Origin of the sequence: Kitasatospora sp. NPDC057015 (assembly GCF_042673745.1) — a bacterium.
In the GTDB taxonomy this organism is placed as follows: Bacteria; Actinomycetota; Actinomycetes; order Streptomycetales; family Streptomycetaceae; genus Kitasatospora.
Window position 1 is genome coordinate 23097 of sequence record NZ_JBHUSG010000029.1, and the last position, 14585, is coordinate 37681.

At 73.5% G+C, this 14585-nt stretch carries 11 protein-coding genes; 3 read left to right on the plus strand and 8 right to left on the minus strand.

Features of this window, described 5'->3' with window-relative positions; translation table 11 throughout:
* Positions 1–138: 138 nt before the first annotated feature.
* The 7 genes from ACFTWP_RS24675 to ACFTWP_RS24705 form a co-directional block, all read right to left on the minus strand.
* Entirely contained in the window at positions 139–1449 is a 1311-nt protein-coding gene (locus tag ACFTWP_RS24675) for an ABC transporter substrate-binding protein (protein WP_380266916.1), read from the minus strand.
* Positions 1450–1549: 100 nt separating this feature from the next.
* Positions 1550–2431: a carbohydrate ABC transporter permease gene (locus tag ACFTWP_RS24680; protein WP_380266917.1), complete on the minus strand. Its 882-nt coding sequence runs from the start codon at positions 2429–2431 to the stop codon at positions 1550–1552.
* Entirely contained in the window at positions 2431–3369 is a 939-nt protein-coding gene (locus ACFTWP_RS24685) for a carbohydrate ABC transporter permease (protein ID WP_380266918.1), read from the minus strand. The genes ACFTWP_RS24680 and ACFTWP_RS24685 overlap by 1 nt, the downstream gene beginning before the upstream one ends.
* Before the next feature lie 82 nt (positions 3370–3451).
* Positions 3452–4981, minus strand: coding sequence for a family 16 glycosylhydrolase (locus ACFTWP_RS24690; protein WP_380266919.1), 1530 nt, complete (start codon positions 4979–4981; stop codon positions 3452–3454).
* Between the two features lie 257 nt (positions 4982–5238).
* Entirely contained in the window at positions 5239–8169 is a 2931-nt protein-coding gene (locus tag ACFTWP_RS24695; RefSeq protein ID WP_380266920.1) for an AAA family ATPase, read from the minus strand.
* 82 nt (positions 8170–8251) lie between these two features.
* Entirely contained in the window at positions 8252–8695 is a 444-nt protein-coding gene (locus ACFTWP_RS24700) for an ATP-binding protein (protein ID WP_380266921.1), read from the minus strand.
* Positions 8696–9194: 499 nt separating this feature from the next.
* Positions 9195–9833, minus strand: coding sequence for a hypothetical protein (locus ACFTWP_RS24705; RefSeq protein WP_380266922.1), 639 nt, complete (start codon positions 9831–9833; stop codon positions 9195–9197).
* Between the two features lie 658 nt (positions 9834–10491).
* Between ACFTWP_RS24705 and ACFTWP_RS24710 the strand changes: the two genes are divergently transcribed.
* The 3 genes from ACFTWP_RS24710 (at position 10492) to ACFTWP_RS24720 (ending at position 14215) form a co-directional block, all read left to right on the plus strand.
* Positions 10492–12132 (plus strand): DUF4331 domain-containing protein, encoded by a 1641-nt coding sequence (locus tag ACFTWP_RS24710; protein WP_380266924.1) that lies wholly within the window; start codon positions 10492–10494, stop codon positions 12130–12132.
* 206 nt (positions 12133–12338) lie between these two features.
* Positions 12339–12842 (plus strand): class F sortase, encoded by a 504-nt coding sequence (locus ACFTWP_RS24715; protein WP_380266925.1) that lies wholly within the window; start codon positions 12339–12341, stop codon positions 12840–12842.
* Positions 12843–12880: 38 nt separating this feature from the next.
* Entirely contained in the window at positions 12881–14215 is a 1335-nt protein-coding gene (locus ACFTWP_RS24720; RefSeq protein WP_380266926.1) for a tetratricopeptide repeat protein, read from the plus strand.
* A gap of 21 nt (positions 14216–14236) precedes the next feature.
* On the opposite strand, the gene ACFTWP_RS24725 is transcribed toward ACFTWP_RS24720, so the two are convergent.
* A complete protein-coding gene (locus ACFTWP_RS24725; protein ID WP_380266927.1) occupies positions 14237–14542 on the minus strand; it encodes a hypothetical protein in 306 nt (101 codons plus the stop codon).
* Positions 14543–14585 lie beyond the last annotated feature (43 nt).

Sequence of the window (14585 nt, forward strand, 5' to 3'; positions counted from 1 at the left end):
GCTGGGCGCCACGCCATCGGCTATCCACACGTTGCAACACGCTTGCATATCATGAGCATGGCTGAGGCGCCATCGCGAGCCCTGGAGCGGCAGTGCCGTGCCCCCGTCACCCGGCGGCGGCGGGGGCACGGCGAGGGGTCAGGGATTCTGGGCCAGGATGTCCTCCACCTTCTTCCGCAGCGCGTTCAGGCCGCCCTGCACCTGGCTCTGGCCGGCCAGGATGGCCGCCACGCCGTCGCCGATCGCGGTGTCGATCTGGGCGTAGGCGGCGAGGCGGTCCCAGGCCGCCGCCCGCGACTGGTCGGCGATCTCGGTGCGGAACGAGGTCTGGAAGGTGTCCTGCGCCAGGCCGGGGACCCGGGCGGCGATCCCGGCGTCGGCGGGCGCCAGCGCCGACTGCTGGTACAGCGCCGTGGCAGCGGCGAGGTCGCCCGCGACGTAGGCGATGAAGTCCTTGCTGGTCCGCTCGCCCTTGCCGGAGCTGCAGAACAGGCCGCTGCCCCAGAACCGGTTGTAGGACGGCGCCCCCTTGACCTGCGGCCGCTGGAGCGGTCGGACCGCGGCGGCGAGCTCGGCGCTGCCGCCGTTGGTGGTGACGAACTTCCGGGCCAGCGGGGCGTCGTCGTACAGCACGGCCTGGCCGCGGGCGAACAGGATGCGCGCGTCGCCGCGGGCCACCCCGGACCTGGTCAGCCCGGCGTCCTGGAGCTGCTTGTACCAGGTGATCGCGGCGACCGACTCGGCGTCGCCGATGGTGACCTTCCGGTCGTCGGTGACCACCGGGCTGCCCCAGCCCCACATCCAGTGCACGGCGTCCTTGAGGTCGGGGTTCTTGGTGACGGCGGCGTACGGGATGAGCTTGGCGTCCTGCTGCCTGATCCGCTCCAGCGCCGCGGCGAAGTCCTCCACGCTCAGACCGGCCCGCAGACCGACCTCGTCGGCGATCCGGCCGTCCCCGACCAGGCCGATGCCGGAGGCGTTGACCGGCAGGTAGTACAGCTTGCCGTCGATCCGCAGCGAGTCGGTGATCCGGGTCGGCAGGCTCATCCCGGCCGCCAGGTCGGAGACGTCGGCCAGGATGCCGGTGGGCACCAGCACCTGCCACGGCCCGGCCTGACCGACGCCGGCGAAGTCACCGGATCTCGCGGCCAGCGCCAGCTGGGTGGACGCCTGGTCGTACGGGTAGATCACCGGCTTGACGCTCCGGCCGCTCTTCTTCTGCCAGCCGTCCACGGCGGCCTGCCAGGCGGCCTTCTGCGACTCCTCGCCGAGCACGTTGTTGTAGAAGTTGATGGTGCCGATCTCGGTGGCGCCGCCGGGCGCGGCCTTGGCCGGCGCGGGGGTCGAGCAGCCGGCGAGGCCGGCGGTGCCGAGGGCGCCGAGCGCGCCGAGGCCGGCGAGCAGGCTGCGGCGGGACAGGGGACGGTGGGTGCCGGGGGCGAGGGACATCGCTGCTCCTGGGGAACGGGACAAGGGTGTGGACGTGGATGTGGGCGTGCCGACGGACGGACCGGCGGACGGTCGGGTGGGGTCGGGTGGGGGCGGGTGGTCAGCCCTTGACGGCCCCGGCGGCGAGGCCGGAGACGAAGTAGCGCTGCAGGACGACGAAGACGACGGCCAGCGGGAGCGAGGTCACCACGGAGGAGGCCATCAGGGCCGGCCAGTCGGCTGCGCCCTCGTGGATGAAGGCGGTGGTCAGGCCGACCGGGAGGGTCTGCTTGTCGGGACCGGCCAGGGTGAGCGCGAACAGCAGGTCGCTCCAGGCCCGCATGAAGGCGAACATCCCGGCGGTGACCAGGCCGGGGGTGATCAGCGGGAGCACGATCCGGTACAGGATCGCCAGGTTCGACAGTCCGTCGACCCGGCCCGCCTCGATCAGCTCGCCCGGCAGCCCGTCGATGATGCCCTTCAGCAGGAACGCCGACAGCGGCAGCGTGAAGGTGGTGAACGCCAGCACCACCGCCGTGTAGGTGTGCAGCAGCCCCGCGGAGCTGAACATCAGGTACAGGGTGACCAACAGCAGCGCGCCGGGCAGGAGTTGGCCCAGCAGGAACATCACCATGACGGCGTTGCGGCCGCGGTAGCGGAACTTGGAGAGCGAGTACGCCATCAGGCCCGAGACCACCACGGAGAGCGCGGCGGTCGCGGAGGAGACCACCGCCGAGTTGCCGAGCGCGTGCAGCAGGGCCGGGTCGTCGAAGAACGCGCGGAAGTTCTCCAGGGTCGGGTGGAGCGGGAACAGCGGGCGGTTCGCGGCGAAGACGTCCGAGCGGTGCATGAACGCGGTGGCGAACAGCCAGTAGACGGGCAGCAGTCCGAACAGGGCGAGGGCGGTGAGGCCGATCCGGCCCCACGGGCCGAGGACCGGTGCGGTGATCCCCTCGCCGACGTGGCGCGAGGACCGGCGGCGGCCGGCGGCGGGCAGGGCCATCAGCGGGACTCCATTTTCTTGTCCAGCAGGAAGTAGGCCGCGCACACCGCGGACAGGGCGACGAGCCACAGCACGCCCATGGCCGCGGCCCGGCCGAGCGAGAACTCCGTGAAGGCGTAGCGGTAGAGGCTGACGGCGAGGGTCATGGTGGAGGTGCCGGGGCCGCCGCCGGTCATCACGAAGATCAGGTCGAAGGAGCCGAAGTTGTAGATGAACTCCAGCATCGCGACCAGGGCGACCGGTCCGGCCAGGTGCGGCAGCGAGACGTGCCGGAAGCGCTGTGCGCGGGTGGCGCCGTCCAGTGCCGCGGCCTCCAACTGCTCACGCGGCAGGGACTGCAGGGCCGCGAGCGCGACGACCATCACCCAGGGGAAGGAGTTCCAGGTCTTGGCGACCACGACGGCGGCCATCGCGGTGGCCGGACGGCCGAGCACGTCGACCTCGGGCAGGCCCGCGCCGGACAGCAGGTGGTTGAGGACGCCGTAGCTGTCGTTGAAGATCCAGGCCCAGAGGAAGGACACCACCACCCCGGGCAGCAGCCACGGCAGCATCAGCGCTCCGCGCAGCAGCGCGCGGCCGCGCAGCCGGGCGTTGAGCAGCACCGCGAGGGCGAGTCCGACGGCGAGCGGGAAGACCGTGGCCAGCGCGGAGAAGACCAGCGTGGTGCCGAGCCGGTCCACGAAGTCGGGCCAGACGGCGGCGTAGTTGTCGAGGCCGACGAACCGGCGCTCGGGGCGGATCAGCGACTGGTCGTAGAAGCTCGTCGCCACACCGGCCAGCAGCGGGTAGACGGCCACCACCAGGAACAGCGTGAGCGCGGGCGCGACCAGCATGAATCCGAAGGTCCGGTCCCGGGCGGCCGCCGACCGCGGCCGCCCGGGGGTGCGGACGGTCGGGACCACGGTCCGGGCCGGTGGGGGTTCGGTCGTTATCGCCATGTTTACTCCTCATAATGTGACGACATGTCACCGTATCCCACACCTCACATCCAGTAAATAGATGCGAGATTCACTATATGGATCAGCCAAGGGCGCTGACCGTCAGGTCGGAGACGGTGAAGGGCTGCTGGTACCCCTTCACGCCGATCCGGCCGGTCCCGAAGACGAAGTCGTCCTTCACCAGCTTCTGCACGCCGTCGACGTAGCCGGTGAGGACGCCGTCCCGGATCGTCAGCTTCAGCCGGTACGGCGTTCCGGCCGTCACGGCCGCCGGCGCCGTGGCCAGCACGGTGGAGACGCCGGCCACCTTGCGCACCAGGGCCACCTGCTGCTTCGCGGGCAGCAGCTGGAGGTAGTAGTAGTTCTGGTCGTCCTTGGCCCGGGCCATCAGGCCCGCGCCCTGGCCGTCGCCGTCGAGGGTGACGGTCGCCTCGACCGCGACGTTGGTCCAGTCCGGCGCGAACGGGAGGGTGTTGGGCAGCGGCGGGTCGGTGACGGGCTGCCCGAGCAGGGCGATCGCGTCGCCCTGCGCCGAGGGGTGGCGCAGACCGCCGCCGGCCGGGACGGTCGACCAGGTCGAACCGGGCTTCTTCCACCACCGGGCCCCGCCGTCGGCGAAGTCCTCGCCGACCGTGGTGAAGGCGGGCGGCAGCGGCGTGGAGTCGTCGAACGGCGGGACCTGCCCGTCGGGCGCGTAGTAGGCGACCCGGTCCACCCGGTACGTCCCGAAGCTGGTGCCGACCGGGACGTCGGCGCCGATGTACGCGGGGGTGGTCAGCACCGCCGAGATCCAGATCGACATCGGGGAGTTGTAGGCGGCCGCCGGGTAGCTGGCCGTTCCCGGCATCGGGTCCTGGATCGGGTTGGGCACGGTGCCGATCGGCTTGCCGTCGAGCACGTACGTCAGCGCGGTGGGCGTGTAGAAGAGGCCGTAGCGGTGCTGCTCGTTCCACAGCGCCGAGCCGTCCGCCTTCTTCCAGGGGAAGCGCGGCTTGAACTCGGTGTTCTTGATGTCGTTGCCGGAGGTGTTGTTGTTCCAGGTGATGACGCCGCCGTCGAGCTTGGTGGTGGCGGGGACGGTGCCGTGCGGGGCCACCGACTGGACCTCGAAGACGTCGAGTTCGGTGAACGGCCGGTCGTAGACCGGGCGGCCCTCGGCGCCGTCCCACATCTGGGTCCAGAACGCGGGGTGCCAGCCGGGGGTCAGGGTCGGGAGGGTGGCGGTGATCTCGTAGTACCCGTAGCCGAAGCGCTGCCTGGTCGAGATGCCGCCGCCCCGGAAGCCGTCCTTGCCGGTGGACGCGCTGACCCGCTTCATGTCGATGGACAGCTTTCCGCCGCCCACCGAGACGTTGGAGTCGTTCGACCAGGAGGTCTGGCGGACGTTCCACTTCGCGGGGTCGAGCGAGGTCCCGTCGAAGTCGTCGGCGAACACCTGCCGCAGGCACGGCAGCGGGTAGGTCACGCCGGTGGGGTCGACCGGGTTGGCGCACGGCGTCGCGGCCGCGGCGCTCGCCGGGCCGGCCGCGGTGAGCACGCCGAGGGCGGTGACGAGGCAGAGCGAACCGGCGAGGGCGCGACGGCGCAGGCTGCCGGCGGGACGAGCAGTCATGGGGGACCGCCTTTCGAACTGGTGGGTGGTTGCTCATATGGTGGTCATCTCATCCACTTTTAGCAATAGCCATGCAACATCTGATAAACACATCCATGCCAGTGGGCCGTCGAACCGCCGGGAGCCGAAAGTACGATCCAAGGCCGCCCCGCCCCCGCAGACCACCCCGCACCTGGGAACGGCCGCAAAGATCGGGGGGTCGGGTAAGGGGGTGGGCGCGGCACAGCCGCCCAGGGCGGCCGCGAGCTGAGCGCGGATCAGCCGAGCAGGGCGGCCGCGAGCTGGGTGCGGGCGGAGATCCCGAGCTTGCGGTAGATCCGCGACAGGTGGACCTCGACCGTCTTCGGCGTGACGAACAGCTGCTGGGCGACGACCCGGTTGGTCGCCCCCGCCGCCACCAGCTCGGCCACCCGCAGCTCGCTGGGGGTGAGCGCCGCCGGCCCGGACAGCGCCGCCCGCCGGGGACGCGCGCCCGCCGCCCGCAGCGCCGTGCGCACCCGCTGCGCCAGCGGCTGGGCACCGCACTGGTCGGCCGCGTCCAGCGCCGCCCGCAGCACGGTCCGGGACTCCGCCGTCCGCCCGGCGGCCCGCAGCGCGACACCGAGGTCGGCCTGCGCCGCCGCCCGGTCCAACCGCGCCATCGAGCCCTCCAGCACGGCCACCGCCTCCCGCAGCAGCTCAACCGCCCCCGCCCGCTCCGGCGCCAGGTCGGCGAGCAGCCGCAGCGCCCGGCCGACCGGTGCGGGCGCGCCCCATCCGCGGGCCCGCTCCAGCTCCTCCGCCGCCAGTTCCCGCGCCTGCTCCGTGCGGCCGTCCGCGTGCAGCGCCAGCGCCGCCGGGACCCGCCACTGCACCACCGCCGGGTTGAGCACGCCGAGCGCCCGCGCGGACCGTCCCGCCTCCAGGGCCTCCCGCGCCACGAGCGCCGGGGCGTCGCCGCGGGCCTGCCGCAGCCGGGCCCGCGGTCCGCCGAGCAGGTGGACCGGTCCGGCGACGCGCAGGGTCCGTCCGGCCTCGTCCAGCGCGCCGCGCAGGATCAGCGTGTCGCCGAGCGCGGCCCGCACCACCGGGCCGAGCACCGTGGTCCGCAGGCCCGTCCGCTCGTAGATCCGGGCCGCGGCCAGACCCTCCCGGGCGTCCGCCTCGGCCTCCGCCAACTGCCCGGCCAGCAGCCAGCCACGGGCCCGGACCGTGCTCACCGATGCCAGGATCCGCAGCGAACCGCGCCGCCGGGCCTCCGCCATCAGGGCGTCCAACCGGGCCATCGCGCCCGGGTCCTCCGCCAACAGCAGCACCGCGAGGGCCAGGGACAGCGCCGTGACGGTGTGCTCGGACGGCTCCAGCAGCCCGCCGGACAGCCCGCGCCGGGCCCGGTCCGCCGCGTCCGGACGGCCCGTCATGGCGTCCTGGTAGGCGATCGCGCAGTCCAGCATCCGCGCGCCCGGGCCGTCGTGCTCGGCCAGCGACCGCAGCGCCGGCATCCGGTCCGGCAGCTCGCCCCGGCCGGACCGGGAGGCGAACGCGGTGAACAGCATGGTGGCGGCCAGCCGGCGGCGTAGGTCCTCCGCCGGGACGCCGCCCTCCTCCCGCTCCAGCGCCGCCACCGCGTGCTCCAGGTCGGCCATCGCCTGCTCGGTCGGCTGCACGTAGGTCGCCGCCTCGCCCAGCAGCGCCGCGATCCTGGCCCGCTCCACGGGGCCGGACGCCAGCCGCAGCGCGGTGCGCAGGTGGCCGGCCGAGGCGGCGATGTCCTGGGTGATGGTCGCCTCCGCCAGTTCCAGCAGCAGCGGTACCCGCTCCGGTTCGGGCGGCGGCTCCTCCAGGGCCCGGCGCAGGAACACCGCCGCCTCGGCCGGCGCGCCCACCTCGGTCGACCGGTCGGCCGCCCGGCGCAGCAGCGCCACCGCGTGCGGGTCCGCGGCGGGGACGGCGTGCAGCAGGTGCGCGGCGACCCGGGCCGGGTCGCCGTCGCCCGACCGGGCCTCCACCAGCCGGGCGGCCCGGCGGTGCAGCAGGGCCCGGTCGGCCGCGGGGATCGCCGCGTACACCGCGGCCCGGATCAACGGGTGGACGTAGCGCACCCGGCGCGGCCCGCGCCCGTCCCCGGCGTCCTCCCCGTCGCGGACGGTGCCGGGGTAGCCGATCTCGTCCAGGCAGCGCAGCGCGGTGCCCGGATCGGTCCCGGCGAGCGCCGCCGCGTCGGCCAGCGGGGCGTCGTCGCCGAGGACGGCGAGGGCCGCGGCGAACCGCTGCGCCTGCGGTCCGAGCCGGTCCCGGCGGCGCTCCACCAGCCGGGCCACCGCGTGCGGCCCGAGGTCCACCACGTACTCGGCGTGCTCCGCGTCGACCGGCAGGTCCTGCTCGCGGACGGCGCGGGCCAGCTCGCGCAGCAGCAGGGGATTGCCCGCGGTGGCGTCGTGGCAGGCCCGGACGAACGCCGGGTCGACGCCGTCCCGCGCCAGCGTCCGGGCCAGGAACTCCGTGGTGGCGGCCCGCCCGAGCGGGCGCGGGCGCAGCACCGTGAACGCCGGGTCGGTGGCGACCTGGTTGAGCAGCGGACGGCTCTCCCCCGGCTCGTCGCTGCGCACGGCGGCGACCAGGGCGATGCGCAGTTCGGCGATCCGGGGCAGCAGGAACGCCAGCCAGCGCAGCGACGGCGGATCGCACCAGTGCAGGTCGTCGACGGCGAGCAGCAGCGGCTCCTCCTCGGCCGCGTTCGCGGCGAGCCACAGCAGGCCGTTCAGCGCGGCGAAGTCGCCGATCGCGGGCCTGGCCGCGCCGCCGCCCGACTCCGCGCCCGACTCCGGGCCCGGGTCGAGGACCGGGCCCGGGTCGAGGACCGCGCCGGCGGCCCGGGCCGGACCGGCCAGCAGGGCGGCCCGCCGCTCGGGCGAGGCCGCGGTGAGCAGCGGTTCGAGCAGTTGCCGCACGACGCCGAAGGCGAAGCTGGTCTCCAGTTCGGTGGCCCGGGCGACGAGGACCCGCACGCCCGCCGCCCGGCCGCGCCCGCGGGCGTGGGACAGCAGGCTGCTCTTGCCGATCCCGGCCACGCCCTCCAGCAGCACGGCCGCCCCCGTGCCGTGCGCGGGCGCCGCGACCGCCGCGTCGAGGACGGCGGACTCACGGCCGCGTTCGAGCAGGGCGGCGTCCGCTGCGGGGGCCGGTGACGGCCCGGGTTCGGCGCTCACAGGCCCATCCTCGCTGCTCGGGCCGGGTCGGGCCAGGTCGCGGGCGGCGGCGCGGGGGCCCGTGCGGGGGCCGTCCGCGCGGTCAGCCCACCGCGACGCAGGCCCAGCGGACGACCGCCCCGCCGCGGTGCGGGCGCGCCCCGTGGGCGAGGGCGAGGGCCGCCACGAGCAGCAGTCCCCGGCCGTGCTCGTCGGGCGGCGGCAGCTCGGCGCCGCCGCCGAGGGCGGGCCCGCCGTCGGTGACCTCGACCCACAGTCGCTGGTCCGCCCGGTCGTGCCGGAGCCGGAGCGCGACCGGCGGCAGCGCGTGCCGCACCGCGTTCGTCACCAGTTCCGACACCACCAGCACGGCGGCCTCGACGGCGGACGGCTCCACCCCCCACGCGCTCAGCGAAGCCCGGGCCTCCCGCCGGACCGGCCCGAGCGCGTCGGGACGGTGCTCGATCGCCCACTGCTGCCCCCACCGGCACGGCGCGGGGGCGGCGTCGACGGGACGCGGGGCGGCTGAGGTGTCGGGTGCGGCCACGGCGATCACTTCCAGAACGTGCAGGCAATTCCTCTTCCTCCCGTTGTGCCACCCCGGGGCCGTCCCCGGCGTCAGGGGGTGCCCCCCAACAAATCGGCACCGTTGACCAGCGGCACGTTCGCCGTACGGACAGGAACGAACCCGAGGTCGTCGACCTCGGCGACGGCGCAACCACCGCGCCGGCACCGGCGCCGGAGAGCCGCGCGACCGGCGACCCGGAGGCGGCTCCGGCGGTTGCGGGCGTCGGCCGTCCGACGGCGCAGCGGGACAGCCCGCACGGCGGCCGTCCGTCCAGGACCGCGACGGCGCGAAGCATCCGTTGCGGTGGACCCGGCTCGACCACCCCGGCGTCAAGAAGGTCCGGGCCGACCCTTCGCCGGCCACCCGGTCGAGTGGGTCACCACTATCTCGGCCGCGACGATGACCGACGCCATGGAACGGCCGGGGCCCGAAGAGCGCCCGGCCGACGTGGATGGCGGGCCGGGCGCTGCGGTCGGGGTCAGTGGAGGGGGCCGCAGAGGGCGGGGGCGGTGGCTTCCTGGGGAAGCATGGGGTTGAGTTCGCTGGCTCCGAGGACGGTGTCGTACTTGCCGTTCTTGTTGTAGTCGATGCCGTGGACCACGACCACGGCGTTGTCGCGGCGGACCTGTTGGGCGACGTCGTCGGTGATCTGAATGGTGCGGGAGTAGGTGTAGGTGCCGGCCGACGGGAAGCGGTCGATCGCGAGCGCGCTGTTCGGGCTGGTGTCGCCGGTGGTGGTGAGCGAGGTGCCGATGGCGCCGTAGGCGCGCAGGCCGTCGGTGGTGGAGGTCGCCAGGTGGCCGTTGTGCAGGCGCGAGTCGTCGGTCGTGGGGCACTCGCCCGAGCCCTTGACGTGGATGTGCATCGCGTGCGGGGCGTGGTTGAGCAGACCCCGGACGTGGATGGTGATCTTCGCGTCGTGGCCGTGCAGGACGACGGTGGCGGTGCCGATGCCCTGCACGCGGTTGTTGGCAACCGGCAGCAGCAGCGCGTAGGTGAAGGTGTTGCGCTGGTCCTGCTTCGGGGACGGGTGGTGGCCGGTGTCGGCGGAGGCCACGGCCACGCCGAACGGCATGACCAGGGCCGCGATGGCAGCGGGAATCAGGAGCTTCCTCATCAGGATGTCCTTCGGGAGGGAGCGCGCGCGGCGGTTTCCGGGCCGCGGCTGGAGCCGTGCGGAGCCCGGGCGGAACGACGGCTGGGCGTCTCCACTCGCCGTCACGCGCTTCTACCAGGCATTCGGCGCACCGACTCGAACGGATGGGCCTGATCCGTACCTTCCTCCGGTCCCGTCGGTCACGAGCCCAGCCGGGCCGCAGGAGGGCCGCTCCTTGTCGCCTCACACGTCGGCGAGCGGTGCGCCGGTGATGCCGGGTCCCGCGCTGCCTCGAACCACGGCGTTCGAGGTCGGCGAAGCCGTTCCCGGTGGGGAGAGACGCCTCCGGCCCCGCGTTCCGGGTGGACTTCGGGCCCATGACGGGTGGGCCCGGCAGACGGGCAGTCAGCCGCCATGACCTCCGATGGCTCACTCGGGTGTGCACACGAGCACCGTCCGTGATGACTTGGTGAGTGGCTTCCCCCTTCGGTCGGGCTCCGGATCGCATGCCGCTCCCACGGCGTGCACCCCGCCCCTGCCCCGCGCGCGTCGCGCGCCCGTCCAGGAGAGAAGCCACCTGGAGTGGCCTGCGCCCGGACGCGGAGACTCCCCTGTCCGCGAGACCGAGGCCGGTCCGTCGCGGAACGCCGATCCGGGCCACCCTCCAGAAAGACGGACCATGCAGCCTCCCGCTTCGCCCCGCCTGCCCTCCCTCGCTCGCCGTGCCGAGCGACCGCTGGCCGGGATGGGCGTCCTCGCCCTCGCGGCCGCCGGCGCCCTGGCCGGGCTCGCGCCCGGCGTGAGTTCCGCCTCCAGCCACCGGGAGGCACCTCTGATCGCGGGCGACCCGCGGGCCGACAACACCGACGTGTACGCCTTCGTCAGCCCGGACAAGCCGGACACCGTCACGTTGATCGCGAACTGGATCCCGTTCGAAGAACCCAACGGCGGCCCCAACTTCTACGCCTTCGCGGAGGACGCGCGGTACAACATCAAGATCGACGCCGACGGTGACGGCAGGGCGGACACCACCTACACCTGGACCTTCAGCAATCACTACCGCGACGACGCCAACCAGTTCCTCTACAACACCGGCGTCGTGAACAACCTCGACGACCCGACGCTGAACTTCCGCCAGACCTACACCCTCACCGAGACCCACGCGGACGGGTCCGCCAAGACCCTCCTCAAGGACGCGGTCGCAGCCCCGTCGAACACGGGGCAGGCCTCGATGCCCGACTACGCGGCGCTGCGCCGGCAGGCGACACTCGACCTCCCCGGCGGCGGGCAGACCTACGCCGGACAGGCCGACGACCCGTTCTTCCTCGACCTGCGGGTCTTCGACCTTCTCTACGGCGGGAACCTCAAGGAGTCGGGGCACGACACCCTGAGCGGCTACAACGTCAACACCATCGCCATTCAGGTCCCCAAGAAGGACCTGGCGCTCAAGGGCGACCCGACCCGCAACCCGGTGGTCGGCGTCTGGTCCACCACCGACCGCAAGGGCGCCACCGTCGTGGCCGACAAGGGCGGTGAGGGCAAGGGCGGCGAGGGCGCGACCGCCGACAAGGGCGGCGAGGGCTTCCACCAGGTCTCCCGGCTCGGCAACCCGCTGATCAACGAAGTCGTCGTCCCGATCAAGTACAAGGACGCCTTCAACGCGCTGAGCCCCGAGAAGGACGCCACCGTCACCCCCGTGGTCGACAAGGTGAAGGACCCGATCGTGCCGAAGCTGATCCAGAGCGTCTACGGCATCCCGGCGCCCGCCACCCCGCGCAACGACCTGGTGGAGATCTTCCTCACCGGCATCTGCAAGGCCTGCGGCCCCATCCAGGCGGACCTCAACTCGCAGCAGCTGAACGCGGACGTGAGCAAGGAGAAGTTCCTCCCCGGCGAGGAACTGCGCCTCAACCTGTCCGTCCCGCCGTCGGCCGCCCCCAGCCGCCTGGGCGTCCTCGGCCAGGACCTGGCGGGCTTCCCCAACGGCCGCCGCCTCGCCGACGACGTCGTGGACATCGAACTCCAGGCGCTGGAGGGCGCGGCCCAGACCGGCACGATCGTGCCCGCGCTGGCCGCCGGTGACGGCGTGAACGCCAACGACCGCGCCTTCGGCAAGACCTTCCCGTACGTCGCGCTGCCCAACACCGCGGCCGTCAACCAGGCCGTCCCCGACAACCCCGCCGGCGGGGTGGCCGCGGGCCTCGGCGGCCTGTCCCTGGGCGACTTCCCGATCGCCGGCGCCAGCGCGCTGGGCGGTGGCGTCCTGCTCACCGCGGCGGCCGTCATCGCGCTGCGCCGCCGGCACGGCGCCCGGGTGTGACGGCTCCGCCCCGCTCCGGCCGCCGGCTCCTCCTCGTGAGGGGCCGGCGGTCCGGGCGCGCGCGCAGCCGCCTCCACGGACCGGTCGCCATGGCCGCACTGGCGCTCGGCCTCACCCTGACCGCTGCCGGCACCGTAGGCCTCGCAACCGGGTCGGCAACCGGGGGCCCCGCCCCTGTGCGGGACATCGGCGAGATACCGGGCCGGATGTCGGCCCCGCAGGGAACGACGCCAGCCGGCCGGCAGGCCCCCCCGGTGCGAATACGGATACCCCGCATCGGGTTGGACAGCGCACTGACGGACCTGCAGGTCCAGAGCGACGGCCACCTCGGCACCCCCGACGACCCGCAGGTCGCCGGCTGGTGGGACCAGGGCCCCGCCCCTGGTAGCCCGGGCACCGCCGTCATCGTCGGCCACGTCGACTCGGACACCGGGCCGGCCGTGTTCGCCGGACTGTCCGTCCTGCGCCCCGGGGACGCCGTCGCCGTGGACGCCGCCGACGGCAGCACCAGCACCTTCACCGTGCAGGCGCTGCGCAGCTACGCCAAGGACGAGTTCCCCGACGACACCGTGTTCAGGCAGACGCCGGACCCGAGCCTGCGATTGATCACCTGCGGAGGCGTCTACGACCGGAACAGCCGGGAGTACCTCTCCAACCTGGTGGTCTTCGCCGGCCCGGCCGCCCGCCCGGGTAGCCCCTCGACCACTTGACCCCCCGTTCGACGAGACCCACCCTCCTTGGAGCCCCAGTGAACCGACGCCGCCGTCTGCTGCCCACCGCCGTGGTGACCGGACTCGGTGTCGGCCTGTTCCTCGCCGGCGGCCTCGGGCTTGCCCCGCACGAGGGTGGCGGTCAGTCCGCGTCCGACAGCAGAGCGGTCGACGAGGGGATGGCCGGCGTCGGCCTGAGCGCGGACATCCGAGGCCTGCAGCAGCACTTGAAAGCGGCGCCCGGTGACACTCTGGCGATGGCGTCGCTGGGCCTGGCCTACGTCCAGCAGGCCAAGATCACCGCCGACCCGTCCTACTACCCGAAGGCAGAGGCCGTCCTCACCGAGTCGCTGACCGCCGAGCCGGAGGACAACTTCACCGCCATGGGCGGCATGGCCGCCCTGCACGCCGCCCGGCACGACTTCACCGCGGCCCTGGACTGGTCGCAGAAGGCGATCGCCGTCAATCCGAACAGCTCCACCCTCTACGGGACCCTCGCCGACGCCTACACCCAGCTCGGCCGCTACCCGGAGTCCTTCGAGGCCGTGCAGCGGATGGTCGACCTCAAACCGGGGACGCCCTCGCTGGCCCGCGCCTCGTACACATGGGAACTACGGGGCGACACCGCGGCGGCCACCGCCAACATGAAGCGCGCCCTCGACGACGCCGACTCTCCCGCCGACCGAGCCTTCGCGCTCTACCACCTCAGCCAACTCGCCCTCGACAACGGCGACCCGACGACCGCGCTCACCCACGCCGAGGCGGGCCTGCGCGCCGCCCCCGGCACCGCATCACTACTGGAGGCGAAGGCCAAGGCCGAAGCGGCTCGCGGCGACGCAGCATCCGCCGTCACCGACTTCGAGCGCGCTGTCACCCAAGTCCCCCAGCCCGAGTACGTGCTGGAACTCGGCGAGCTGCTCCAGTCCCTGGGCCGCACCGCCGAGGCGCAGCAGCAGTACCAGGTCTTCCGCGCCCAGCAGCAGCTGTTCGCCGCCAACAACGTGGCGCTGGACACCGACGCGGCCCTGTTCGAAGCCGACCACGGCGACCCGCCGGCGGCCCTCGCCATCGCCGAACAGGGCCTGAGGACAAGGCCGTTCCTGGAGATGCACGACGCCTACGCCTGGGCGCTGCACGTCAACGGCCGCGACCAGGAGGCGCTCGCGCAGTCCGACGAGGCCCTTTCCCTCGGGACGCGCAACGCCCTCTTCCACTACCATCGCGCCCGGATCCTCCAGGGGCTCGGGCGAGCGGCCGAGGGGCGGACCGAACTGGAGACCGCGCTGGCGATCAACCCCGCCTTCCACCCGCTGCACGCCGCAGCGGCCCGCACCGCGTTGGCCGAACCCAAGAACGCGACCAGCGCGAGCTGAGGACGGCGTGGCCTGCTACTGCTACTGCTTCGGCTGAGGGACGTGGCTCGGGTCGCCGCCGAGCTTCGCGTACAGCTCGGTCCAGCGGCGGTCGGTGCTGGTCGGTGGCTTGCCGTCGCAGAACACCTTGGTCCCGTTCGCCGTGTAGAAGCGCATCATCTCCAGCACCGACCGCGGATCGGACGTCTCACCGCCGGTGTACCGGGTACCCGGCTCCTGGTTCTGGTGCTGGATGCAGGACGGGGACGGGGTGCCGGGCTGGGCGTCGAAGCTTCCGTCCGTATCGGCCGCGCAGGCTGCCAGCAGCGGGAGGGGCAGAAGGATCAAGCTCAGCAGATGTGCCGGGCGGGTGGTCACGGTGATCGGCCTC